This window comes from Humidesulfovibrio idahonensis (genome assembly GCF_054657715.1).
Genome location: NZ_BAAHYE010000003.1, coordinates 1330715 through 1354559 on the forward strand (window position 1 = coordinate 1330715; position 23845 = coordinate 1354559).

General features: G+C 65.8%; 19 protein-coding genes and 1 pseudogene. 15 read left to right on the plus strand and 5 right to left on the minus strand.

All coding sequences use genetic code 11. The annotated features are described in order from the left end of the window. Positions 1 to 57 precede the first annotated feature (57 nt). Positions 58 to 522: a C-GCAxxG-C-C family protein gene (locus ACYQ4W_RS12300; RefSeq protein ID WP_459857059.1), complete on the plus strand. Its 465-nt coding sequence runs from the start codon at positions 58 to 60 to the stop codon at positions 520 to 522. Between the two features lie 167 nt (positions 523 to 689). On the opposite strand, the gene divK (ACYQ4W_RS12305) is transcribed toward ACYQ4W_RS12300, so the two are convergent. Beyond that, the gene (gene divK / locus ACYQ4W_RS12305) at positions 690 to 1034 is read right to left on the minus strand and encodes a DVU0259 family response regulator domain-containing protein (protein WP_459858549.1); all 345 of its coding nucleotides are present in this window, start codon (positions 1032 to 1034) and stop codon (positions 690 to 692) included. 186 nt (positions 1035 to 1220) lie between these two features. Then, positions 1221 to 1607, minus strand: a pseudogene (locus tag ACYQ4W_RS12310) (RrF2 family transcriptional regulator); the annotation flags it as partial. A 373-nt stretch (positions 1608 to 1980) separates the two neighbouring features. On the opposite strand from ACYQ4W_RS12310, the gene tmcD reads away from it, so the two are divergent. The 11 genes from tmcD to ACYQ4W_RS12365 all read left to right on the plus strand — a co-directional run bounded on the left by tmcD (position 1981) and on the right by ACYQ4W_RS12365 (position 13703). After that, positions 1981 to 3243 carry an electron transfer complex subunit TmcD gene (gene tmcD, locus ACYQ4W_RS12315; RefSeq protein ID WP_459857062.1) on the plus strand — a complete coding sequence of 421 codons (1263 nt, stop codon included), beginning with the start codon at positions 1981 to 1983 and terminating at the stop codon, positions 3241 to 3243. 21 nt (positions 3244 to 3264) lie between these two features. Further along, positions 3265 to 3924, plus strand: coding sequence for a TmcC family electron transfer complex membrane anchor subunit (gene tmcC, locus ACYQ4W_RS12320; RefSeq protein ID WP_459857065.1), 660 nt, complete (start codon positions 3265 to 3267; stop codon positions 3922 to 3924). Positions 3925 to 3944: 20 nt separating this feature from the next. Continuing rightward, positions 3945 to 5264 (plus strand): electron transfer complex ferredoxin TmcB, encoded by a 1320-nt coding sequence (gene tmcB / locus ACYQ4W_RS12325; RefSeq protein ID WP_459857068.1) that lies wholly within the window; start codon positions 3945 to 3947, stop codon positions 5262 to 5264. A 12-nt stretch (positions 5265 to 5276) separates the two neighbouring features. Continuing rightward, entirely contained in the window at positions 5277 to 5654 is a 378-nt protein-coding gene (gene tmcA / locus ACYQ4W_RS12330; RefSeq protein ID WP_459857070.1) for an acidic tetraheme cytochrome c3 TmcA, read from the plus strand. A gap of 98 nt (positions 5655 to 5752) precedes the next feature. Then, positions 5753 to 8062, plus strand: a complete 2310-nt coding sequence (locus ACYQ4W_RS12335) for an ATP-binding protein (RefSeq protein WP_459857072.1) — start codon at positions 5753 to 5755, stop codon at positions 8060 to 8062. After that, entirely contained in the window at positions 8059 to 9219 is a 1161-nt protein-coding gene (locus tag ACYQ4W_RS12340) for a sensor histidine kinase (RefSeq protein ID WP_459857074.1), read from the plus strand. Before ACYQ4W_RS12335 ends, ACYQ4W_RS12340 begins: the two co-directional genes overlap by 4 nt. Before the next feature lie 121 nt (positions 9220 to 9340). Then, on the plus strand, positions 9341 to 9880 hold the full coding sequence (locus ACYQ4W_RS12345; RefSeq protein WP_459857076.1) for a hypothetical protein: 540 nt from the start codon (positions 9341 to 9343) through the stop codon (positions 9878 to 9880). A gap of 4 nt (positions 9881 to 9884) precedes the next feature. Then, the gene (locus tag ACYQ4W_RS12350; RefSeq protein ID WP_459857078.1) at positions 9885 to 10826 is read left to right on the plus strand and encodes a universal stress protein; all 942 of its coding nucleotides are present in this window, start codon (positions 9885 to 9887) and stop codon (positions 10824 to 10826) included. 5 nt (positions 10827 to 10831) lie between these two features. After that, positions 10832 to 11266, plus strand: a complete 435-nt coding sequence (locus ACYQ4W_RS12355; protein ID WP_459857081.1) for a response regulator — start codon at positions 10832 to 10834, stop codon at positions 11264 to 11266. 43 nt (positions 11267 to 11309) lie between these two features. After that, positions 11310 to 11669, plus strand: coding sequence for a DVU0259 family response regulator domain-containing protein (divK, locus tag ACYQ4W_RS12360; RefSeq protein ID WP_459857083.1), 360 nt, complete (start codon positions 11310 to 11312; stop codon positions 11667 to 11669). A gap of 114 nt (positions 11670 to 11783) precedes the next feature. Continuing rightward, positions 11784 to 13703, plus strand: coding sequence for a hybrid sensor histidine kinase/response regulator (locus ACYQ4W_RS12365; RefSeq protein WP_459857086.1), 1920 nt, complete (start codon positions 11784 to 11786; stop codon positions 13701 to 13703). 370 nt (positions 13704 to 14073) lie between these two features. Here the strand turns inward: ACYQ4W_RS12365 and ACYQ4W_RS12370 are convergent, their stop codons facing one another. Then, positions 14074 to 15324, minus strand: a complete 1251-nt coding sequence (locus ACYQ4W_RS12370; RefSeq protein WP_459857088.1) for an EAL domain-containing protein — start codon at positions 15322 to 15324, stop codon at positions 14074 to 14076. Between the two features lie 216 nt (positions 15325 to 15540). Between ACYQ4W_RS12370 and ACYQ4W_RS12375 the strand changes: the two genes are divergently transcribed. The 3 genes from ACYQ4W_RS12375 (at position 15541) to ACYQ4W_RS12385 (ending at position 22841) form a co-directional block, all read left to right on the plus strand. Then, on the plus strand, positions 15541 to 17709 hold the full coding sequence (locus tag ACYQ4W_RS12375) for an EAL domain-containing response regulator (protein WP_459857090.1): 2169 nt from the start codon (positions 15541 to 15543) through the stop codon (positions 17707 to 17709). A gap of 1 nt (position 17710) precedes the next feature. Then, on the plus strand, positions 17711 to 19936 hold the full coding sequence (locus ACYQ4W_RS12380; protein ID WP_459857092.1) for a HAMP domain-containing sensor histidine kinase: 2226 nt from the start codon (positions 17711 to 17713) through the stop codon (positions 19934 to 19936). A gap of 112 nt (positions 19937 to 20048) precedes the next feature. Next, the gene (locus tag ACYQ4W_RS12385) at positions 20049 to 22841 is read left to right on the plus strand and encodes a hypothetical protein (RefSeq protein ID WP_459857094.1); all 2793 of its coding nucleotides are present in this window, start codon (positions 20049 to 20051) and stop codon (positions 22839 to 22841) included. Between the two features lie 272 nt (positions 22842 to 23113). Here the strand turns inward: ACYQ4W_RS12385 and ACYQ4W_RS12390 are convergent, their stop codons facing one another. Together ACYQ4W_RS12390 and ACYQ4W_RS12395 are read right to left on the minus strand one after the other, a co-directional pair. Next, entirely contained in the window at positions 23114 to 23491 is a 378-nt protein-coding gene (locus tag ACYQ4W_RS12390; RefSeq protein ID WP_459857096.1) for a hypothetical protein, read from the minus strand. After that, complete coding sequence (locus ACYQ4W_RS12395; protein ID WP_459857099.1) at positions 23484 to 23840, minus strand: hypothetical protein; 357 nt, start codon at positions 23838 to 23840, stop codon at positions 23484 to 23486. The genes ACYQ4W_RS12390 and ACYQ4W_RS12395 overlap by 8 nt, the downstream gene beginning before the upstream one ends. Positions 23841 to 23845 lie beyond the last annotated feature (5 nt).

Here is a 23845-nt window from a genome sequence, read left to right on the forward strand (position 1 = left end):
TCAAGTAGGCCGATAAGGATGGCAAGTCAAAGCACAGCGAACAACAAGGAGACGGACATGGAAAGCGCAGTGGACAGCGCGCAGGTGCGGAACACGGTGATGGACAAGATGCGGCACGGCATGAACTGCGCCGAGGCCGTATGCACAGCCATCATGGAGACGCGGATGCAACCGGAAGGAGCAGACGGACAAGCCATGTCCTTTGCCGCGGCGATGAGCGGACGCGCGGCCACGGCCTTTGCCGGGGGCCTGGGCCGCAGCAAGGAGGAGATGTGCGGCGCGCTGGCGGGCGGCGTTCTGGCCCTGGGTTGCCTGTTTGGACGCGATACACCGGGCAGGGACTATTCCTACGTGGCCGATCTGGCTGCGGAGTTCCGCCTGCGCTTCCGGGCGCTCACCGGGGCCACGCGCTGCCAGGACGTGCTTGCGGCGCTGGGGCCGCAGGAGCACTGGGAAGCATGCATCCGCCTGGCCGGTGACACGGCCGCCGCCCTGCACGATCTGCTCGCGGAGCAGGCCTAGGGCAAGGGGGCAAACACGCGGCGAGCGGTCAGCGACAAAAGAGGGCTCGCCCCCTGGATACTGCCAGAGGGCGAGCCCTCCGGACTGCCAAAAGGACGAATGGGCCGTTTGCGCGCCGGGGCGCGGTTCGTGCGGAAAAAGGCGCGGCGGCGTGTCGTGTTCGGCGCCTATGGCGCGCCGATGGTCCCTTCCACCAGTTTCAGCACTTCCTGGGGGTCGAAGGGCTTGCGCACCGTGGCCACGGCCTTGGGGATGGCCATGTGGATGCCGGGCAGGCCGCTGATGACGATGACCGGAATGTGCTTGTACTCCGGCATGCGGGCATAGCGCCGGTAAAAGCGCGGCCCCCATTCCTCGGGCATCTCCAGATCCAGGGTGATGAGGTCCGGGTTCTCGCGCAGCAGCACCTCCGTGGCCTCGATGCCGCCGCCCGCGCTGCAGGTGTCGTAGCCGCGCTCGCGGAACACCGTGACGAGATACTCGACGATGTCCGGGTCGTCGTCGACCACCATGATTTTTTTCGGTGCGCCCTCGGGCTTCTGCGGGCGGCCGGTTCCGGCCAGGGCGAGGCGCTGGCGCAGAATGCGGCGCACGGCCTTTCTGCGTCCGCTGGGGTCCGGGGCCGGGGCGGGCACGGCCTTGCCGCGGGCCAGCTCCTGCTCCTTCTTGGAAATGCAGTTCTGCCCGTCGTCCATGATGTCCTTGACCGTGACGGAGTCGAGCTTCTCGAACATGGCCTGGTCCGCCGCGATCCAGATGGAGCGGGTGAGGCAGTGCACGGAGCGCGGGCAGGACAGGCGGTTGTGGCTGCACGTCAACTGGGCCGACTCGCCCTCGAGCACGCGCACGATGGCGCCCACCGTGATTTGTTCCGGCGGCACGGCCAGCAGGTGCCCGCCCTCCCTGCCGCGCAAACTCCTTACAATGCCCGCCCGCTGCAGCTCGCCCACCAAACGCTCAAGATACTTTGCGGAAATGTCCTGCCGCAAGGATGTTTCGGCCATGGAGACCGGCCCGTACTTTTCATGCTGGGCAATGTCCAGCACCAGCCTCATTCCGTATCGACCCTTGGTGGTCAGGCGCATGGGCGTCCTCCTTGCGTGGCGGATGTTCTTTGATGGCAGGGTGTTGTCGAAATTACGACTACATCGCTCTGCTTTCTTGCAGTCTCATGTTGATACTGTACGCCATATTGAACGCCGTTTCAACTCACACCAGTACAATATGAATTAATATAATATACATACTTTCGGTGTATGTAAACAATAATTTTAAAAAAATGCTTCACACAAAAAAAATACTGTGGCAGTATTGCAGATGAAACCGCACTTCACGCATCTCAGTGCCGCCGAATATTCTATTCATAGCCAGACTTATGGATGCGTGGAACTGCCTTAACCCGAGTTCTGTACTGTGAGCACTTCAAGACGCACGCACTTCGTGCGGGGGAGGAACGGCATGCATCCACCAGCCTTGTGGGATTGGGAAACAGGACAACGTGTGGTCCTTGCCTCCATGGAGCGCCCGGAAAACTGCGCCTGGACCGAGGAGCCTTACGCCTCTCCGGACGGAGAGCGCGTGGCCCAGCTGGCGAGCCTTGAAGAGGGCGGGGTCACGGCCCTCGTCAACGGCGAGCCCTGGGGCGAAACGAACTTCGACAAAGCCTGGTATCCGCGCTTCAGCCCGGATGGCCGCCTGACGGCCATCGTCCAGCAGGACGGCATGTGGACCCTGGCCGTGGACGGCGAGGCCTGGGAGGAAAGCTTCGACTACCTCTGGGGCACCCAGTTTTCAGAGGACGGCGACGTCATCGCCGCCTGCATGCAGGCCGGAGGCGAGTACGGCCTGTGCATCGACGGCGTCACCTGGGAGACCCTGTACGAGAACGCCAGCCAGTGCGTGCTCTCGGCCGACGGCAAGGCCTCGGCCGCGGTGGTGCAGCTTGAGTCCCTCAAGCCTGCCGACCTGGAGGCCTTCCAGAACGGCGTGTTCGGCGTGGCCGTGAACGGCCAGAGCTGGGGCAAGAACTTCGTCAACTGCTGGACCCCGGCCTTTGACGCCCAGGGCGCAAAGGTGGCGGCGCAGGTGCGCACCAGCCTGTACGATTACAGCATCGCCGTGGACGGCACCAAGTGGGGCGAAGACTACGCCTGCGTATGGGAGCCGCGCTTCAACCCGGCCACGGGCAAGGTGGTGGCCCCGGTGCGCCTCAAGGGCGCGTGGGGCATGGCCCAGGACGGGCAGATCATCTGGGAGCCCAAGTTTTTCCAGTGCTGGCACCAGGCCATCAGCCAGGACGGCAAGAACATCGCGGCCATCGTCGCGCCGGAGTTCGGCAGCTTCACCGTGGCGGTGAACGCCAAACCCTGGAGCATCCGCTTCCCCGTGGTGACGGACCTCGTCATCGGGCGCGAGGGCGGACGCGTGGCCGCTCTGGGCTGCACGGACAACAAGGACTGGCACATCATGGTGGACGGCCAGACCTGGGCCGGCGCCTGGGACATGGCCTGGCGGCCGGTGCTCAGCGCCAGCGGCGGGCACGTGGCGGCCAAGGTGTCCAAGGGCAAGAAGCAGACCATCGTGGTGGACGGCCGCACCTTCGCCAGCGAGTTCGACCAGATCTTCACGCCCACCTTCAGCCCGGACGGCAACAAGCTGCTCATCCGCGCCATCGACAAGGGCTCCTTCGTCCGCATCGTGGCCGAAGTGGCCAAAGCCTGAGCCGGCCAAGGAGGACCACACATGAACGCCGCATATGAATTCGTCACCGGGCCGCTGGCCTGGGCCGCGTGGGGCATCTTTGTCCTGGGCTCGGCCTGGCGCCTGTACGCCATGTACCAGCTGGCCAAAAAGAAGGACGCCCAGTCCATGGCCTACATGGACCTTGGCTTTTCGCTGCGCTCCATCATCAACTGGCTCATTCCCTTCAACGCCCTTGGCTGGCGCAAAAGCCCGGCCATCACCATCGCCACCTTCGCCTTCCACATCTGTCTCCTCGCTGCGCCCATCTTCCTGGTGGCGCACGTCATGCTGTGGGACCAGGCCTTCGGCGTCAGCTACTTCACCATTCCGGACAACGTGGCCGACATCATGACCCTCGTGGTCATTGCCGCCTGCCTGTACTTCGCGGGGCGCAGACTGGTGCAGCCGGAGGTGCGCTTCATCACCACCGGGCAGGACTGGCTGGCGCTCATCATCGTGCTGGCGCCGTTTCTCACGGGCTTTTTGGCCTACCATCAGGCCATGGACTATGATCTCCTGATCATCCTGCATGTGGTTGCCGGCGAGATCATGCTCGCGGCCATTCCCTTCACCCGACTCTCCCACATGGTCTTCGCCGCCTTCACCCGCGCCTACATGGGCTCGGAGTTCGGCGGCGTCCGCCACGCGCGCGACTGGTAAGCCCCAAGGAGGACGACGACATGGGCATTGCGGACAGACTCATCGAGGACGTGGGGCTCAGGCGCGGGGTATCCCGGCTCACCCCGGACAAAATCGAGAAAATCGTCAGCGCCGTCATCAGCGGCGAAACCGGCGCGCGGCTCAAGGCCTACGCCGAGACCTGCATGCGCTGCGGACTGTGCGCCGAGGCCTGCCACTACGCGCTCTCCCACCCGGGAGACCCGAGCTACACCCCGGCGGGCAAGGTGCACCAGACCATGGGCGTGCTGCTCAAAACCGGCGGCAAGGTCGACCCGGAGTTCATCTACGGCATGGCCCAACTGGCCTACACCGAATGCAACCTGTGCCGCCGCTGCGTGCACTATTGCCCCATCGGCGTGGACACCGGCTACATCATGAGCACCGTGCGGCGCATTTGCCACAAGCTCGGCGTCACCCCGCAGTACATTCAGGACACGGCGCACAGCCACAGCGCCACCTCGAACCAGATGTGGGTCAAGGACGACGAGTGGACCGACTCCCTCATGTGGCAGGAGGACGAGGCGCGGGAGGAATTCCCCGGCCTGCGCATCCCGCTCGATAAAGAGGGCGCGGACATCTACTACTCGGTCATCGCGCCGGAGCCCAAGTTCCGCACGCAGCTCATCTACCAGGCCGCGGCCATCATGCACATGGCCGGGGTGGACTGGACCATGCCCGCGGAGCCCGGCTGGGACAACTCCGACATGTGCATGTTCACGGGCGACTTTGAAATGATGGGCCGGCTCAAGCGCAGGCACTTTGAAAGCGCCCAGAAGCTCAAGGTCAAGCGCATCGTCATGGGCGAGTGCGGCCACGCCTTCCGCTCCGTGTACGATACCGGCAACCGCTGGCTGGGCTGGAAGAACCACCCCGTGCCCGTGATGCATGCCGTGGAGTTCTACTGGGAGCTCATCCAGCAGGGCAAGATCAAGCTGGCCAAGAAGTTCCCCGGCCCGGTCACCATTCAGGACCCCTGCAACATTGTGCGCGGGCGCGGCCTGCAGCAAAAGCTGCGCGAGGTGACGCGTTTTCTGGTGGAGGGCGACATCATCGAGATGCACCCCAACATGGAGCACAACTTCTGTTGCGGCGCGGGCGGCGGCGTCATCAACTGCGGCCCCCCGTTCAAGAACGTCCGCGTGGAGGGCAACCAGGTCAAGGCCGAGCAGCTCCGGGCCACCGGGGTCAAGACGGTCATCACCCCGTGCCACAACTGCCACGGCGGCCTGCACGACATCATCCACCAGCACAAGCTGGGCATGGACTTGAAGTTCTTGAGCGACATCATCTACGAGTGCATGGAAAAACCCGAAGCGTAGGAGGAACCACCCATGAAACGCACACTCCCGCTTCTGCTGACGCTCGCGCTCGTGCTGGCCTGCGCCCAGGCGGCCCTGTCGCAGCAGGACATGAAGACCCTGGCTCCGCCGGCCTTCGGCAAGCTGACGCGCCCGGCCGCGCAGTTCAACCACGACCAGCACAACGAAAAGGCGGGCCTGACGGACTGCGTGGTTTGCCACCACGGCGGCGCCAACGGCAAGATCGACAGGAGCGCCTCCACCGAGGGCACGCCCTGCGCCGAGTGCCACAAGGTGAAGCCCGAGGGCAAGGGCACCGGCCTTGCGCGCGCCTACCACAAGCAGTGCATCGACTGCCACAGGGCCAAGGGCAAGGGCCCCCTGGCCTGCGGGCAGTGCCACAAGCGTTGATCTTCTGATTCCCGGCCGGGGCCGCGTTCGCCAGGGCGCGGTTCCGGCCGGGAGAATAACCGGCGGCCAAAGTCGGACAGATCCACAAGGGACAAGGCATGCGCAACCCGTGGAGCATCATCCAGAAAAGCCTGGTCCTGAAGCTCATCGCCACGGCGGGGCTTTCGCTGGCCCTCAGCGTGGCCGCCCTCTCCTATTTCGCCATCAGCCACCAGGAAGACGTGCTCATGAGCTACGTCGTGTCCGAGGCCGACCGCCTGGGCACCACCATCAAGCTCGGCACGCGTTACGCCATGATGATCAACTCGCGCGACGACCTGAACCAGATCATCACCAACATCGGGTCGCAAAAAGACATTCAGGCCATCCGCGTGTACAACAAGGCCGGGCAGATCAAGTTCTCCAACATCCCGGCGGAGAAGGACACCGTCACGGACATCAAGAGCCGGGCCTGCTACGTGTGCCATCAGGCCACGCCGCCACCGGCCGACGTGCCCCTGGCGAACCGCACGCGCATCTTCGTCGACGCCGACGGCCAGCGCAAGCTGGGCATCATAAGCCCCATCCACAACGAGGAAGGCTGCTCCGAGGGCTGCCACTTCCACCCCAGAGACACAAAGGTACTGGGCGCCATCGACGTGGTGATCTCCCTGGAGGCCACGGACCGGGAGATCGCGGCGTTCCAAAGCCGCAGCGTGGCCTTCACAGTCATCGTGCTCTCCGGCATGGGGCTGGCCATCTTCATCTTCATGGGCCGCTATGTCATCCGCCCCATCAGAAAGCTCATCACCGGGGCGCAGCTCATTTCAGAGGGCGGCCAGTGCACCCGCATCGACATTGAGCAGACCGACGAGATGGGCACCCTGGTGCACACCATCGAGCGCATGGGCAAAAGCATCAGCGACAAGCAGATTGAGCTGAACCGCCAGCGCGACGAGTACCAGACGCTCTTTTCGCTGGTGCCCTGCATCATCACCGTGCAGGACCGCAACTTCCGGCTTTTGCGCTACAATCAGGAGTTCCGCGACAAATTCCGGCCCAAGCCGGGCGACACATGCTTCCACGCCTATAAGGGCCGCAGCTCCAAATGCCCCAACTGCCCGGTGGAAAAGAGCTTTGAGACCGGCCGCTCCTTCACGGGCGAGGAATCCGGCGTGGACGCCACCGGCGCGCTGCGGCACTGGCTGGTCACCAGCTCGCCCATCAAGAACGCCGAGGGCGAAGTGGTGGCGGCCATGGAGATGTGTCTCGACATCACCAGCCGCAAGCAGCTGGAGGACAAGCTGGAGCGCAGCGAGCGCAAGTATCTCGCCATCTTCAAGAACATCCCGAACCCGGTGTTCGTGCTCGACGCCGCCACCCTGAACATTCTGGACTGCAACGAATCCGTGCAGCCGGTGTACGGCTTCGAGCAGGCGGAGCTCGTGGGCCGGAGCTTTTTGACGCTGTTCCCGCAGGAGGACCGCGAGGCCTATCAGTTGAAGCTGCGGCAAAAGAGCCTGCACGACCGGGTCATCAACCTGGCCAAGGACGGCCGCCGGCTCTTCGTCACCGTGCGCCTGTCGCCCTCGGAGTTCAGCGGGCAGAAGGTGCTGCTCGTGACCACCAGCGACATGACCAAGCGCCTGGAGACGGAACAGCAGCTCATCCAGGCCTCCAAAATGGCCACCCTGGGCGAAATGGCCACGGGCATGGCCCACGAGCTGAACCAGCCCCTGTCGGTCATCAAGACCGCGGCGAGCTTCATCCGGCGCAAGATCGAGCGCGGCGAGGAGCTGGCCAAGGACATTTTGGCCACGCTGACCCTTGAGATAGACGCCCACGTGGACCGGGCCAGCAAGATCATCAACCATCTGCGTGAATTCGGCCGCAAGCCGGAGATGAAGCTTGAGCCCGTGGACGCGGGAGAGATTCTGCTGCGCTCCCTGGATATCTTCAGCCAGCAGCTCAAGCTGCGCGAGATAGAGGTGGTGCTGGACATCGCCCCGGACCTGCCCCTGGTCATGGCCGACGCGGGCAGGCTGGAGCAGGTGTTCATCAACATGCTCATCAACGCGCGCGACGCCATAGAGGACAAGTGGGCCGGCGTTCAGGCGGGCCAGGAAGCGGGCCAAGCGGGCAGGACCCCGAAGCGCATCAACCTCTCCACGCGGCTTTCCAACGGCAAGGTGTGCGTGGAGATAGCCGATACGGGCTGCGGCATCCCTCCGGGCGTGCTGGACAAGATCTTCGAGCCCTTCTTCACCACCAAGCGCGTGGGCAAGGGCACGGGCCTTGGCCTCTCCATCAGCTACGGCATCATTCAGGACTGCGGCGGCACCATCCGCGCCGAGTCCACGCCCGGCGAGGGCACGCGTTTCCTCATCACCCTGCCGCTGCTGCGGCGGGAAGGAGGCGCCGAGGCATGAGCGAGACGCCCTCTCTGCTGCTGGTCGACGACGAGGACGGCATCCGGCGGGTGCTGGGACTCACCCTGGCCGACCGGGGCTACCGCGTGCGCACGGCGGCCAACGCCGAGGAGGCCCTGGCCCTGTTCCGCCAGGAGCCGGCCCCCGTGGTGCTCACGGACATCAAGATGCCGGGCATGGACGGCCTGGGGCTGCTTGGGGCTCTCAAGGCCCTGGACCCGGACTGCGAGGTCATTCTCATCACCGGCCACGGCGACATCGACCTGGCCATCCAGGGCATCAAGCTCGACGCCACGGATTTCGTCACCAAGCCCATCCGCGACGACGCGCTGGACATCGCCCTTGCCCGCGCGCGCGAGCGCCGGGCCATGCGCCGGGCCATCCGCGAGCACACCGAGCACCTGGAGCTCTTGGTGGAGCAGAAGACCCGCGAGCTGCTGGCGGCGGAGCGTCTGGCCGCCGTGGGCCAAACCGTGGCCAGCCTGTCGCATTCCATAAAGAACATGGCCAGCGGACTGGAGGGCAGCCTGTTTTTGCTGCGCCAGGGGCTTGCGGGCGACCGCGAAGCCTACCTGGAGCAGGGCTTCGAGATGCTTGAGGCCAATGTGCAGAAGCTCAAGAGCCTGTCCCTCGACATGCTGCGTTTCGCCAAGCCGGAGGAGCTCAAGCCCGCGCCCGCCGATCCCGCGGAACCGGCCCGGCAGGTGGTGGAACTGCTGGCCCCTCAGGCCCGGGCGGCCGGGGTGGAGCTGCGCCTGGAAGCGCCCGCCGACCCCGCGACGGCCCTGCTCGACGTGGAGGCCCTGCACCGCTGCCTCATGAATCTCGTGGGCAACGCCATCGACGCCTGCGCGGCCGCGGGCTACGGGCCGGACAAGCCGGGCGGCCGCGTGCGCGTGCTGGTGGAGGCCCTGCCGGGCGGCGGCGTTTCGTACAGCGTGCAGGACAACGGCCCCGGCATTGCTGCGGCGCTGCGGCCCAAGCTGTTCACCGCGTTCTTCAGCACCAAGGGCGAGGGCGGCAGCGGCCTTGGCCTCATGACCACGAAAAAGACCGTGGAGGCCCATGGCGGGAGCATCCATGCAACAAGCGACGAAAACGCGGGTAGCACCTTCATAATTATCCTACCAGGCACATATGAAAATAAAGTTTTGTAGTATGATTTTAAACTTTGCGTGTTTCAACTCTGTAGTGTTGACGCAAATCCATGCATGAAATAAGACTAAAAGCGTATCCGCATCTTTTACAGTCGAAACCACTCCAGAGGTGTAGAGTAACATGGACGAAGTCATACTAAACGAAGACGGCAGTCTGCTTGACCGGAACGGCGCGCGCGTCGACGACGTCTTGCGGGCGCTGGGCGCGCGGGTCAGCCTCGCACCCGGCTACTGCCTGCGGAGCTTCATGCGCATGCTGCGCGCGAACCCCGTGCTCTTCCGCCTCAACGACTTCGCCCAGGACTTCGCCACGCAGTACGACGCCTGGCCGAAGGCCGGTTGCCTTCCTCCGGGGCTGGAGCGCCTGGAGCTCTCGCGCGTGGTGGAGATGATCGGCCACCCCGGCCCGGCCCGGCTGGAGATCTACCACACGCTGCGGGGAGTGCTGCCCGACGGCGGCGATCTGGAGATCAAGAGCTGGCAGGTGGAGGCGCTTTTGGATGCGCCGCTGGCGCTGGGGCCGCTCAAGCATGTCGTTTTCGGCGACAGGATCGCGGAGTTCACGTTCGAGACCGTGTGCAATCTGTTCGAGTTTTTCGAGGGTGTCTTATGGCAGCTCGCTTTTCACGGCACACCGCGTGAGTGTGCACTAAGGAGGTAGCCCCATGTTTGAGAAGATATTGTTCGCCACCTCGGCCTCTTCCACTTGTGACGACGCCGCGCGCGTGGCCTTCGAGCTTTCGCGCAAGAACCGTTCGCGGCTCAATGTGTTCCATGTCTTCGGCCTGCCCACGCGCGGCTTCGGCCTCACCTACCGCGACGTGCGCACCGGCGAGGAGGACGCGGTCGACGAGAACCTCGTCAGCCTGGTGAAGGAGGAAATGGCCCAGTACTACGAGAAGCTCGCCAAGGACCATCCCTCCTGCGTGTTCGAGACCGCCACGGGCGAGCCCCACACCGAGATTTTGCGCAAGGCCAGGAAGGAGGACGCCAGCCTCATCGTCATGGGCGCGCACACCCGGCCCGAGGACGTGGGCGCCATGCGCCACCGCCTCATCGCGGGCAGCACCATGCAGAAGGTGGCCAAGAGCGCCCGCTGCCCGGTGCTCATCGTCAGCCGCCCCTGCGTCACCTGCTGGTCGTACTTCGCCAACATCGTGGTCGCCACGGACTTCAGCAAGCCCTCGGACTACGCGTTCCAGTTCGCACGCAACGTGGCCAAGGAGATAGGCTGCCGCCTGCATGTGTTCCACTGCGTGGACCTGGGCGGAGAACAGGAGCCGGGCCAGGCCTACATCGAAGAGCAGCTCAAGCTTGCGGAGAAGAAGGTTCAGGACAAGTACGTGGCCAACATGGGCGACTTCGACAACTACGTCATCGCCCTGCGCGAGGGCAATCCGCATGTCGAGGTCCTCAAGTACGCGCGTGAGAACAAGTCCGACCTCATCGTCATGGCGCACCACACCAAGGACATCGACCCGGAGCAGGCCATGCTCGGCAGCACCATCGAACAGGTTGTGCTGCGCTCGGCTTGCCCTGTACTGAGCGTGAACCATCCTGATAAGGTGGATGTGAGCCCCTACGGCGCGCCGCGCGCGGGCGAGTAACGGCCATGGCCGGGGGAGCCGAAAGCCCGGCAACCCGTGGCCGGGTGCTTGTGGTGGATGACGAGATGCACCTGCGGCTGTTCATCAAGGCGGTGTTCGAGTCCGCCGGGTATGAGACGGCCATGGCGCGGGACGGCGGGGAAGGGCTTGAAAAGCTGCGCCAGTTCAAGCCCGACCTCGTGAGCCTGGATCTCATGATGCCGAATCAGGGCGGCATCCGTTTTTTGACAGGGCTGCGGCGGGACCCGGAGTTCCGCGCCACCAAGGTGCTGGTGGTCTCGGCCATCGAGGGCGAGACCTTCCGGCACTCCCTGGCGCTGCTGCAGGCCGGACCGGACGGCGGCGTCGCCGGGCCGGACGGCTACGTGGAGAAACCGCCCACGGCAAAGCTGCTGCTGGACGAGGCGGAGCGAATTTTGACAAAGGGCGCGGCGCGGTAAGTCCGCCCGGCCCAGCAATGTGGAACCCCCAAGGAGGCGAATCATGGCCAAGAAGATCATGGTGGTCGACGACGATCCGGACATCGTGGAATATCTTGTGTCCATCTTCAAGGAGCGCGGCTACGAGACCTGTTCCGCCGAGGGCGGGGAGGGCGCGCTGGAGATGATGGAGCGCGAACGCCCGGACCTCTTGACCCTTGACCTGGAGATGCCCGAGGAATGGGGGCCGCGTTTCTACCGCAAGTTCAGCCAAAAGCCGGAGTTCAAGGACCTGCCCGTGGTGGTCATCAGCGGCTTGGCGGGCATCCATCTGGCCATCCGCAAGGCCATAGCCACGGTGAGCAAGCCCTTTGACCCGGCCCAGGTGCTGACGATAGTGGAAAACGCCATCGGCAAGCCATAACGGCCCGCCGGAGCGGTTCAATCCCCCCTCCCCTTCCGGGGCGGAACGAGGTATGCTCTGCCCGCAGAGAGCATGCGCCGCGTCCGCCGGACGGGGCGCGCTCCAGGAGTGGGAATGAAGGACAAGACCCTGCTGCTCGTCGATGACGAGCCCGGCATCCGCAAGGTTGTCGGCATCACCCTGGCCGACATGGGCTACACCGTGCTCGAGGCCGTGAGCGGCGACGACGCCTGGACGGTTTTTCAGCGCGAAAAGCCCCCCATCGTCCTCACCGACATCCGCATGCCCGGCATGGACGGGCTGGAGCTTCTGCGCCGCATCAAGGCCGAAAGCGCGGAGACCGAGGTCATCCTCGTCACCGGCCACGGCGACATGGACATGGCCGTGCAGGGCCTCAAGCTCGACGCCTGCGACTTCATCTCCAAACCCGTGAACGCGGAGATACTGGAGATTGCCCTCAAGCGCGCCACAGACAAGATCGTGCTGCGCCAGCGCATGCGCAACTACATGGAGAACCTGGAATTCCAGGTGAACGAACAGGCCGAGAAGCTTGTGGAGATGGAGCGCCAGTGCGCCGCCCAGGAGGCCGTGGAAGGCCTGACAAAAGCCATGGGCGGACTGGCGGGCGAGGTTGCGGGCGAATTCGCCATGTTCAACGCCTTGCCCTGCCTCGTGTCCATTCAGGACCGCGACCAGCGCGTGCTCTCCGTGAACCAGCTCTACCGCGAGCGCCTGGGCGACCGCGTGGGCCAGCCGGGCTTCGCCATTTATGCGGGCGCCGCGGGCGAGGGGCTGGACAGCCCGGTGGCGCGCACCCTGCGCACCGGCCAGGGGCAAAAAAGCCGGGAGGGGCTCTTCGGACCCGAGGAGACCCTTTCCGCCGTCACCGTGCACACCGCGCCCATCCACAGCGCAAACGGCCAGGTGAACCTGGTGCTGGAGATTCTGGTGGAGGCAGGCGAGGTGCAGCGCCTGCAGGACGAACTGCACACCACCCGCCAGCGCTACCAGCAGCTCTTCGACGAAGCGCCCTGCTTCATCACCGTGCAGGACCGCGGGCTGCGCATCCAGGCCGCCAACCGCCGCTTCCGCCAGGAGTTCGGCTCGGCCACCGGCGGCTTGTGCTACCAGGCATACTGCGGCACGGAGCGGCCCTGCTTCGGCTGCCCTACCCTGCGGACCTTTGAGGACGGCCAGTCGCACCAGACCGAGCTGACCGTGCGCGGCAAAAACGGCGAGCCCGTCAACGTCGTGGTGTGGACCGCGCCCATCCGGAACGCCGCGGGCGAGATCGAAGGCGTCATGGAGATGGCCACGGACATCACCGAACTTTCGCGCATGCAGGACCACCTGGCTTCCCTCGGCATGCTCATCGCCTCGCTGTCCCACGGCATCAAGGGGCTGCTCACCGCGCTGGACGGCGGCGTGTTCAAGGTCAACGCGGGCATACGCAGCGGCGACCAGGCCATGGTGCACAGCGGCTGGGCCAAGGTCACGGAGCTCATCGGGCGCATAAAGGGCATGGTGCTCGACATTTTGTTCTACGCCAAAAAGCGCGAGCTCCAACTGCGCGAGATGTCCGCGGCCAGCCTGGCCCTCCAGGTGGCGGAGGCCGTGGCGCCCAAGGCCGAGCAGCTCGGCGTGGTCTTCAGCGTGGAGATCGACCCGAACGCGGGCAATTTCTCCGTGGACGAGGTCGTGCTCTCCGCCGCCATGGTCAATGTGCTGGAAAACGCCATGGACGCCTGCAAAGAGGACAAGACCAAGGCCGAGCACGTGGTGAGCTTCCGCGCCAGGCCCGACGCCAGCGGCGTGTTCTTCGAAATCGAGGACAACGGCGTCGGCATGCAGCCCGAGACCCTGGCCCGGCTGTTCAGCGTGTTCTTCTCCACCAAGGGCTCGCGCGGCACGGGCCTGGGGCTGTTCATCGCCAAGAAGGCGGTGGACCAGCACGGCGGGCGCATCGGCGCGGTGAGCGAGCCCGGCCTGGGCTCCACCTTCCGCATCTGGATCCCACGGGAGCGCTCGCTGTGATGTTGCAGGACGCTGTTCACCTTGCCGGTGATGCAGCCCAGAGGTGTTCTGCTTTGTAGGGTCTTATCATTCCGGCGAGAGCTGTATTCATGGAGCCAGCGGGGCAACTCGCTGGCTCTTTCCATTGCGCGTGGGGCGACGACGCAGGCCCATTCATGCAGCGCCGTCTGGATGCGCCGCTCGGCCGTGCCGTTGGTGCGCGGCGCGCACGGTCGGGGTGCGGGCGGGCTTCAGGCCGGCCCTTGGCGCGTTGCGGCGTGCGGACGGGTTTGGCGAAGGTTGCGCCATGCGGCGGTGCGCCATGCGGCGGCGCGCCGTGCGGAGCGGCGGGTAACTTTCTCTTCGCCCGGCGCGTCTGCAGACAAGGGGCCTACCCGCAAAGATACTCCAGGCAGAGGATGTAGGGCGAGCCCTCGGAGTTGTAGAAGCGGGCGGAGATGGTGCTGACCTTGACCTTGGCGTAGATGGAGATGCGCTCTGGCAGCACGTACTTGTCGAAGCCGCTCTTGAGGTGCAGCACGTCTTCGCGGATGCCGTGGTCCGTGCCGCGCCCGCGCTCCGCGCCGAGCAGCGGCGAGTCGCCCACCAGGGTGCGCTTGAAGCACAACGGGGTGATCTGCACGCCGTCGTCCGTCAGAACATACGCGCACACGAGGCTCTCCTCCGCGGCGACCATGCGCTCGCACAGGGGCGCAAAGTCCATGGCCGGGCTGTCGGCCATTTTGTAGGCCACTTTCTTCAGCACCTTGTGGAAGTCCTCGTAACGCTTGCGGCGCTCCGCCACGTTGGCGTGGGCCCTTTCGCGGTAATGCCTGTTGATGTCCTCCACCTTTTGCTGAAAGGCGCGGATGGGGTCGGTCTCGGCGGAGTCCTTGTCCTTGGTGTAGCAAAAGCCCTGCTGGTGGTTGATGCCCCATTCCAGCAGGCGGATGGCCTCCTCCTCGGACTCCACGTTCTTGGCCATGACCGCGCAGCCCAGGCGCTCGCCCAGGCGGCACAGGGACTGGACCATGTCGCGCTTGAACTCCTGGCCGTCAACGTCGGTGAACAGCGGGCGGTCGAACTTGATGAAGTCGGGCTTGAAGGCGAAAAGCTCCTCCGCGGGCACGCCCATGCCGCCGCAAAGGTCTATGGAAAGGCCGAAGCCGCGCTCACGGTAATAGGCGATGAAGCGGGCCACGTGCGGCGAAGTGAGATACGGCCGCTCCAGCTCGATGACGATGCGCTTTGGGGGAATGCCCAGGGCCTGGCTCATGGCGTCCAGGTGCCCGGTCTTGGTGGCGGCGGAAAGGGCGCCGCCGTCGGTGTTCAGGAACAGCAGCATTTGCTGGTGGCGCTCGAAAATGGGCCGAAAGGCCTCCAGCGCCTTGCGGCGGCACAGGCGGCACAGCTTGAGCCGTGTTTCCGGGTCCCAGCTCTGGCCGAAAAGGTCGTGGGCGTCCAGGCGGGCGCCGTCTTCGCTAATGGAGCGGGAGAAGGCCTCGAAGCCAAGAATGCCCTTGGCGCGGACCGAGACGACAGGCTGAAAAAAAACGGATATGCTTTCGCTCGCCAGCACGCCCTCGATGTCCTTCTTGCCCAGCGGCGCCTTCGGGTCCTGAGCGGTTGCGGCGTGCGGCATGTTCGAAAGTCCTCCCGAATTATAATATACGAAGTTATTCGCGCAAAAATAAGTATAGCCGACGAGGAAAGGTGAGACAAGGAGAAACAGACGCAAGCAACCAGCGGACGTCGAATGATTCTGTACATTCACGCAGGGTTCGGCTACGAATAATGAGTAGGCGGTGCGGCCGTTGGATTTGCCGCAAAATGGCTTGGGGAACGGGAGACGCCGAGAATGGGCAAAGCTGAATGCACGCCGGAGGTCATAGACATCCTGGCGGTGGACGATGAGCAGGTAAACCTGCTGCTGCTCACGGGGCTTTTGCGCCGTGAGGGGGTGAACATCGTCACGGCGCGCAGCGGCTACGAAGCCCTCAAACTGGCGGCCAAACACGACTTCGCCCTCATCCTGCTCGACGTCATGATGCCCGGCCTGGACGGCTTCACCACGGCGGAGCGTTTCCGCGCCGACGAGCGCACCCGGCACATCCCCATCATCTTCATCACCGCCATCAGCAAAGAACAGCGCCACGTCTTCAAGGGCTACGAGGCGGGCGCCGTCGATTATCTCATCAAACCCTTCGAGCACGAGATACTGCGCAACAAGGTGCAGGTCTTTGTGGACATGTACCGCCAGCGTTTGGCCGTGCAGCGCGCGGGCGAGGTGCTGGCCAAGACCGTGGACGAGCTGCGCACCTCAAGCCGCGCCCTTTCCGACAGCCGCGCCCGCTACCTGAGCCTCTTCACCTCCATGTTCAACGGCTTTGCCCTGCTGGCCCACGCCGAAGGGCGGATGGACCTGCCCCATGCGCGCATCGTGGAGGTCAACCCGGCCATGGAGCAGATTCTGGGCCGCCCGCGCGAGGCCCTGATGGACCATGCCCTGGGCGAGGTGCTGCCCAACGCCGAGGGCTACCTGCGCGACTTCGCCGCAGAGGTGGTCCGCTCCGGCAAGAGCGGGCTCATCGAGAGCTATCTGTCGGACATCAAGCGCTGGCTGCGCATCCAGGCCTATGTGCCGGGCCCCGGCCTGCTCGCCCTGGTGGCCGAGGACGTCACCGCGCGCAGAAAGGCCGAGGAGACCATCCAGGAGCGCACCTTCCAGGATCCGCTGACCGGCCTGGCCAACCGCGCCCTGTTCATGGACCGCCTGGACCAGTCCATGGAGCGCTCGCGGCGGCGGCTCAACTATCTTTACGCCGTGCTCTTCCTCGACCTGGACAACTTCAAGCCCATCAACAGCAGCCTGGGCCACGCGGCGGGAGACAAAGTCCTGCGCGCCGTGGCCGAAAAGATAAAGAACGTGGCGCGCGGCCTGGACACCGTGGCGCGCTGCGGCGCGGACGAGTTCGCCCTGATTCTGGAGGAGCTCAAAACCCCGGGCGAGGCCCTGCGCGTGGCCCGGCGCATTTGCGAAGAGTTGGCGCGGCCCATGGACCTGGACGGCCACGCCCTGCACTTCACCGCCAGCGTGGGCGTGGTGCTTGGCCCGGCCGACTACGCCCAGCCCGAAGAACTTTTGCAGGACGCGGGCATAGCCATGGAGCACGCGCGCGCCCTGGGCGGCGGCAAGGTGAAGGTCTTCAAGTGGGCCATGCGCACCCGCGCCCAGTACGCGCTGAACGTCAACCAGAGCATGCACCACGCCCTGGACCGCCAGCAGTTCCGCCTGCACTACCAGCCCATCTTCAACCTGGCCGACAACACCCTGGCCGGGTTCGAGGCGCTCATCCGCTGGCAGGTGGAGGGCCGCCTCATTCCCCCCGGCGATTTCATCCCCCATGCGGAGCAGACCGGGCTCATCGTGCCCATCGGCCAATGGGCCCTTGCCGAAAGCTGCGAAAAAACAGCGGCCTGGGCCAAGGCCTACAACCTGCCGGGCAACTTCACCATGGCCGTCAACCTCTCGGCCAAGCAGTTCGCCCAGCCGGACCTGGTGCGCCAGCTCACCCGCGCCCTGGACGACAACCACCTGGACCCCCAGCGCCTCAAACTGGAGATCACCGAGACCCTGGTGATGCAGAACCCGGAAAGCGTGGTGCACAAGCTGCGCGGCCTGCGCGAAATGGGCGTCAAGGTCAGCATCGACGACTTCGGCACCGGTTATTCGTCCCTTTCCTATCTGCGGCGCTTTCCCATCAACACCCTCAAGGTCGACCGCAGCTTCGTCTCCGACCTCGACGCCTTCGAGAACCTCATCATCGTGCGCACCATCGTCAGCCTGGCCCACAACCTGGGCTTCGACGTGGTGGCCGAAGGCATAGAGACGGAGCGCCAGCGCGCGTTCCTCGCCGAGCTCAAGTGCGAATACGGGCAGGGCTTCCTGTTCTCGCAGCCGCTGGAGGAGGCCGCCGCCCTGGACCTCTTGGCCGCCTGCTGCCCAAAGCCGAACGCCGGTTCGTAACATGCCAGCCCTCTTTGCCCGTTGGCGCAACCTGGTCAACAGCCTCCACGGCATGCTCGTGGGGCTTGTGGCCCTCACCCTCGCCCCCGTGCTGGTGCTCACCCTGGTCAGCTATGTGCGCGACCGCGCCCTGGAGCGCGCCGCCGCCGTCACCGATGCCGCGCGCGCCGCGGGCCTGGTCGCCCGGTCGCTCGGACAGGAAACCGCCAACGCCCGCATCATCCTGGAGCTTTTGGCCGCCAACCCGAACGTGCGCGCCTGCGCCGGCGCGGAGTGCCAAGAGGCCCTGGCGCATTTTTCGCGCGTGGCCCCGCATTACAGCAACCTGCTGCTGGTGCGCCCGGACGGACAGGTGCTGCGCAGCGCCAAGCCCGCGTCCGGCAACATGGCCGTCAACCCCGCGCTGGAGGCGGCCCTGGCCGGGCAAAGCTTCGCCCTCGGCGTCTCCGTCGAGGAAAAGGACACCCCGGGCCCCGGCACGCTGGTGAACTACGCCGCGCCGGTGCAAGATCCTGCCGGGGGCATCTCCCTGGTGGTGGTGGCCCAGCTGCCCGTGGGCGAGGTGGCCAGAATTTTTGAAGACGCGGACCTGCCGGCAGGAACGACCCTGGTGCTGGCCAGGCAAAGCGGGCGCATCCTCTACCGCCTGCCGGAGGCGCCGCGCTACGCCGGGGCGTCGCTCCCGCGGGAGCAGGCCGACCGCGTGCGCGCCGGGGACGAGGAAATGGACGGCTGGGGCGTCGGCCTTGACGGCGTGCCCCGCTATTACGTCATGAAGCGTCTGGACATCTGCCGCGACGAGGTGTGCTACGTGCGCGTGGGCATCCCCCGCGACGCGGTCTACGCCGGCAGCGGCGCCAAGCTTTCGCGGCACCTCGCGGCCCTGGCGGGCATTGTGGCCCTGGCGCTGGTGCTTGCGCGCCTGTGGGCGCGGCGCAGCATCCTCGGCCCCTCGGCCCGGCTCATGGAGACCGTGCGCGCCCTGGACGCCGGCGACTTCAGCGCGCGCACGGGCATAGCCGGCCTGCCCGGGGAGTTTGGCGAACTGGCCGGGTCCATCGACCACATGGCCGCTGCGCTCATGCGCCACAAAGAGGAGCAGGAGGCCGCGCGCCGAGCGCTCTTTGAAAGCGAGGAAAGGCTGCGGGCCATCTTCAACGCCTCCAGCGACGGCATGCTGCTGCTGGTGCCAGACGGCCACGTGCTGGCCATGAACGAAAGCGCGGCCCAGCGACGCGGCAAGACCCCGCAGGAGCTCGCCGGAGCCAACATCCTCGACCTCATCCCCAGCTATGTGCGCGACGGCCGCCGCTCCCGCTTCGAGGACGTGGTGCGCACGGGCCGGGCCCTGCGCTTCGAGGAGGAGCGCGACGGCCGCACCTACGCCATCCGCCTGCACCCGGTGCACAACGAGGCGGGCGAGATCGTGCAGATCGCCAGCTTCTCGCGCGACATCACCGAGCGCAAGCTGGCCGAGCGCGCCCTGACCGCCGCCAAGGAGGCCGCGGAAACCGCCAGCCAGGCCAAGAGCGCCTTCTTGTCCAACATGAGCCACGAGCTGCGCACGCCGCTGAACGGCCTGCTGGGCATGCTCGAACTGCTGCGGGTGGAGAAGTCCGAGGAGCAGCGCGGCGAATACCTCGCCTGGGCCACGCAGTCGGCCCAGCAAATAACCCGGCTGGTGAACGACATTTTGGACTACGCGGCCCTTGGCGCGGGCGAGACCCGCATCGAGCACCGGCCCTTCCGCCTGGCGGAGGTGCTGGCCCCCCTGGAGACCGTGTACGCGGCGCTGGCCCAGGACAAGGGCCTGGAGTTCGGCCTCAACGTCGCACCGGGACTTTTGGAGCAGCCGCTCATGGGCGACCCCGGGCACCTGGCCACAATCCTGCGTCAGATTCTGGACAACGCCGTCAAGTTCACCAACGCGGGCGGGGTGCGGCTTTCCGCCCAGGTGGCCTGCCGCGATGCCGCCACCTGCACCCTGCGCATGGAGGTGAAGGACACGGGCATAGGCATTGCGCCGGAGGTCCTCTCCCATGTGTTCAAGCCCTTTGTGCAGGGCGAGGCCCCGTTGACCAAAAGCTACGCGGGCGCTGGGCTCGGTCTGGCCATCGCCAGCGAGCTGGCCGCGCGCATGGGCGGCAGCCTGGAGCTGCAAAGCGCGCCCGGCGTGGGCAGCACCTTCACCCTGAGCCTGAGCTTCCTGCCCGCCAAGTCCGGCTGATCCCGAAACCCGCCGCCGCGTTCTTGCCTCCCCGGCGCGGATGGGGTACGCAGGCGCATATTTTTTCGCCGTTCAAGGACCGGTTCATGGCCGGGGCACGGTGTGGGGTTCCATGCGTTATTTCGGCATATTTCTCGTCTGTCTCGCCTCCATCGCGTTCGAGATCTTTCTCGTGCGCCATTTCGCCATCACCAACTGGAGCGAGTACGGCTACTGGGTCATCTCCATGGCCATGGCCGGCTATTCCGTCAGCGGCGTGGTGCTCTGTCTGTTCGGCAAGAGCTTCGAGCGCCGCCAGGCCGCGCTGTTCCACGCCCTGCCCACGGCCATGATGCTGCTGTGCGCCCTGGGCTACGCCGCCCTGGGCCTCATCCCCTTCAATCCGCTGGAGTTGCAGAACGAGGTGCTCTTCACCGAGCAGCTGCTGAACATCGGCAAATACTACCTCGCGCTGTTCCCCTTCTTCTTCGCCTCCGGGCTCTATGTGGGCCTGTCGTTTTTGGCCAAGCAGGAGGACATCCCCAAGATCTACATGGCCGATCTCATCGGCGCGGGTCTGGGCGCCGCCGCGCTGCTTGCGGCCCTGGCCTATGTGCCGCCCTTTCTTGCGCCGCTCTTGCTGCTGCCGCCGCTGACCCTGGCCGCCCTCACCAGCCTGCCGGGCAAAAAGGCCGCAACCCGCATCGGCCTTGGGCTCTTGACGCTCTTGGTCGGCACGGCCGCGGGCTTCGTCATCGTGACGCACAACAACGCCGCCTTCAGCCAGTACAAGCCCGTTTCCGCCGCCATGAACGTGGAGGACAACCGCCTTGTGCGCGAGATAAAGAGCCCGCGCGGCTACTACATGCTGCTGGAAAACTACATGGAGCGGCACGACGCGGATCTTTCCAACAACTACGAGCTGCTGGGAGCGGGCGGACCGCCCGCGGCCCTGGGCCTATACCGCGACGGCGAGCGCCTGGCCGCACTCCCGCGCGAGGAAGCCTACGACACCGGCTACCTCAAGGCCGCGCTCGACACGCTGCCCTACCTGCTGCACAAGCCCGCGCGCGTGCTGCTGGCGGGCGGGCGCGGCGGCTTCCGCCTGCGCGAGGCCCTGGAGCTTGGCGCGGGGCAGGTGGACACGGTGGAAAGCGACCCCGTGCTGCACCAGCTGCTGCTCACCCACGCCCCCAGCGCGCCGCCCACGGGCTATTCCATGCGCCTGCCCCTGACGGACACCCCGCCGCTGGACACAGTCGCGGGCGACAACGCCACGGCGGAAAACGCCACAGGCGAAACCCTCGCCAGCGACAACGCCACGGCGGAAAACGCGGCGCTGGCCATCGCCAGCAATGCAACCGCCACGGCCCCGCACACGGCGAAAACCGCGCCGGCCAAGGCCGCCAAAGGCAAACCCGGCAAGGCCCCGGCGCACAAGCCCGATCAGACTGCCACACACAAACAGGGCAAGCCTGCGCCTGCAAAGACGGCCAAGGCCGCGCCGCCCAAGCTGCCGCCTGTGCCCAAGGCCGCCTTCGCCGCCGGGCGCGACGCCCCGGCCGGGCACGCCTCCACCCCGGTGCTGGGCTCGCCCCTGGCCCTGGCGCAGAACATCGCCAAGCCTTACAGCCTCATCGACATCTCGCCGGAGTTCCTGGACCAGGGCCAGGCCAACAAGTACGTGCTCACGGCAGAGGGCATCGCCCGGCTGGTGCGGGCCCTGGACGCCAACGGGCTGCTCTCCCTGCCCATGGGCATAAGCGAGCTGCCGGTCTATGCGCTCAAGGCCGCCGCCACCGTGCGCGCCGGGCTTCTGCTCGCGGGCGTCAGCGACCCCGCGCAACACATCATCATCGTGCGCAGCGCCTTCACCGCGCGCATCATCGCCAGCCGCAGCCCCTTCACCCCGGCGGACATCAAGGCGGTCCGAGCCTTCGCGGCCGAGCGCAGCTTCGACACGGCCTACTTCCCCGGCATCGACCCGACCAAGGAGGAAGTCTTCAACGACCTGCCGCCCGTGTCCTTCGAGTCCGTCACCAGCGACGCCGTGGCCGGCGAAGACAGCGGGACCGCGCGCGACGCCCTCATGGACGACCTTGTGGCCTACCTGCGCGACGGCAAGACCAACTCCTCCAGCTTCCGCTTCTTCAACCTCGCGCCCAGCACCCAGGACCGGCCGTTCTTCCACGAGATCATCCGCCTGGACCGCATTCCCGAGGTCTTGGCGCGCATAGAGCTTTTGCCGCGCCAGGAGATAGGCTACCTCGTCAACGTGGCCGTGCTGGCCCAGGCCGCGGCCTTCGCCCTCATCGTGTTCCTGCTGCCCCTGGCGCGCCGGCGCGGCCTGGGCGACATCTCCGCCAGCCGCGTCCTCTCCGGCTTCGGCTACTTCATGTGCCTCGGCCTGGGCTTTCTGTTCGTGGAGATCGTGCTCATCGAGCGCTTCACCTTCTTCCTGAACGACCCGGCCCGGGCCTTCGCCCTGGTGCTTTCGGCCATGCTCATCTCCAGCGGGCTGGGCAGCGCCTTTTCCTCGCGCTTCGTGCCCCGGCCGCGCGCGGGCATACGCCTCGCCTGCGCCTGCGCCGCCACCCTCGCCGCAATCCTGCTGCTGTTCCTGCCGCGCCTGCTCGACCTCGCCCTGGCCTGGCCCGACCCGGCCAAGGCCGCCCTGGTCATCGCCGTGGCCGCTCCCCTGGGCTTCTTCATGGGCATGCCCTTCCCCCTGGCGCTCTCCACCTACCGGGGGGCCACCAGCGCCTTCATCCCCTGGGCCTGGAGCGTCAACGGCGCGCTCTCCGTGGTGGCCACGCCCCTGGCCAACATCCTGGCCGTCAGCTTCGGCTACACCATCGTCTTCGGCGCGTCCCTGGGGCTGTATGCCCTGGCCGCGCTCCTCGCGCCCGACAGGGTGGAGAAGTAGGGAAGAGAACCCACAGACGCCGCCTCCGCACTTCGGTTCAGGAAACAATTCCGCTCCCCATTGCGCCGGGTCCGGGGGGGGGCTAGCCCCCAGCCGCCGGAGGCATCTCCATGCTCCCCATCGGCGTCGCCTGAAGAAGCCAGGGGCTCCACCCCCCGCTCCCCGGTCAAGGGAAGAATGGAACACCCAGGCCGGGCGTGTCCCAAAACGACGGCGGGGCGGGGAGTTTGTGCGCTCCCCGCCCCGTTTTCATTTGGCGGTTGCCTTAGGCCTCAGTGGTGCGCCTGCTCTTCCGTCGGCGGATCGGTGAAGCGCGTGGGCAACTCCATGATGCGCCAGAGCTTCACCGATCCGATGACGAAATAGGCCGCGATCACCAGTCCATACGCCATGTATACGGTGAATTCCCCGGAAGAGGTGAACGATACCCAAACAAGGGATGTCGGGATGATTGCGACCACGGCCGCCAGCGCCCGGCTGGCAATGCGTACGCCCTTGAAGGTCAGGAAAGCCAGAAACAGTGTGACCATGAGGGAGCATAGGAACCTGGCGGCCGACTGTGGATGCTCCAGAAGCGCCCGGAGCATCAGCATGCCGAGAAGAACGTGCGTTGCGCAGTATGCCTCGACAACGAACCACGCCTCACGCATGGCTTCCTCCTTGCGATTGAACGTCCGCCATGCGCCAGAGTTTGACGGCGCCCACGCAGAGATAGATGGCGAACAGTAGGGTGATCGCCAGGAGTGGTGCCGGGATTGCGTCGGTCATGGGGTAGAGGTAGCCAAGATACACCGTGTTCCCAACGATGAGCGCTGCAAGGAGTCGCCGGGCAAGTGGCCGTCCGAGCAACGACAACGCCGTGAGGACGAGCGTCAGCAACAGGGAAAGCAGCTGCCCCGCAAGAAGCACGGTGGCATCACCGGCGGCGAGGATGCCGACGACAGCCCTGTAGATGGCGAACGCGCAAAACGTCTCGACGACATACAAGGCTTCTTTCATCGAAG